Genomic DNA, 1,221 nt, shown 5'->3' with positions numbered 1-1,221 from the left:
AATTTGATTTATAGAAGCAGAGACACGCTTAAGAAGAACATGCTGAATCTGGATCAGCCATTCCACTGGTAGTTTTTGCAGAAGAAAAAGACGAGAAAATCGGGCAAAGGAAAGAATGGCATGTTTGGGCCACGTTGTTTGAGCAGCATCAAATAGCCATTTGAGCAGGACATAGACAATGAGAGCGCAGAATAGTTGCCCATAGACCGCATTTTCCGTCGTGCCAAATAACGTTGGAATATTCAAATGTTGCTTGATCCAACGGAAAAAGACTTCGATCTGCCACCGAGCTTTATACATCTGTGCGATTTGTTCTGCCGTGACCTGCATTAAATCTGTTACCACCCGAATTTCCCGACCTTCAAAATCTCGAAATATGACGACACGATGACGTTGCTTGGAACGACACTGCGATGTTCCTAGCTGGCAAGTCATATCTCGAAGGATAGTTGAATCCGACGGCTTGAGACGGGATAGTGCATGAGGTTTTTCCAGATGGATATTGTCACGAAGCCGAATGACAAAGGATTATCCTTGGATTTTGAAGTCATCCAGACGCTCCAGTTTCCCATAAGCACGGTCCATCACCAAAATGTAGTCCGGTTGAGCCAACGCTTCACTCATGGGGCCATCATGCTTGGAGCCCAGCGTTTCGACCACCTGAAGGGGTTGCCCATTTTGGGCTTGTAAAGCGACATGAAGTTTAATACCTGCACGCTCCCCGTGATAAGGAGCCCAGGGTAGTCGTGTTTTTCCCACCGTCATGGTGGTCGAATCGATGAGGAGTAATTCTTTGGGAAACGTAAGTTTTCGGCGTGTTTCTCGGCTACACTTGTGAATGACCCGATGAAAAAGCTCCTTAAATATAGCAAAGGGGACTTCGGCCGCTTTGGTGGAAAAACACGAATAATGAACCTTAGGTAAGCCACTGCGAGCGGCATGATCCACACCGGAACGATAACCTGTCCCATTGTTCTAAGGCAGCTACACACCAGTATCGAAGTAAGTGGGTTACCGTGAATTTACGGGCTTTGTCTTCATAGTCTGTTTCCTTGGCAACGCTTTGCACTTCTTCCGGTGTCAGAATAGATTGAAGGATGAATGGGATCGTGATAGACTTTTTCATGGAGTCGTCACCTTTCGGTTAAGTTTGTAGGGGTACAAACATTTTACCGAGTTGACGGCTCTTTTTCTACCATTTAGTGGTTAATCAACAGGTGT

1 protein-coding gene and 1 pseudogene are annotated in these 1,221 nt (G+C 45.9%); both read right to left on the bottom strand.

Translation table 11 applies throughout. The features are described from left to right. Positions 1–765 (bottom strand): annotated as a pseudogene (locus QD47_RS29455) (IS4 family transposase); the annotation flags it as partial. Between the two features lie 151 nt (positions 766–916). Next, positions 917–1,126, bottom strand: coding sequence for a hypothetical protein (locus QD47_RS33635; protein WP_235332404.1), 210 nt, complete (start codon positions 1,124–1,126; stop codon positions 917–919). Positions 1,127–1,221 lie beyond the last annotated feature (95 nt).

The organism is Paenibacillus terrae (assembly GCF_000943545.1).
GTDB lineage: Bacteria > Bacillota > Bacilli > Paenibacillales > Paenibacillaceae > Paenibacillus > Paenibacillus terrae_A.
The sequence above is the reverse complement of the archived record's forward strand: the minus strand, read 5'-3'. Positions and strand labels throughout refer to the sequence as shown.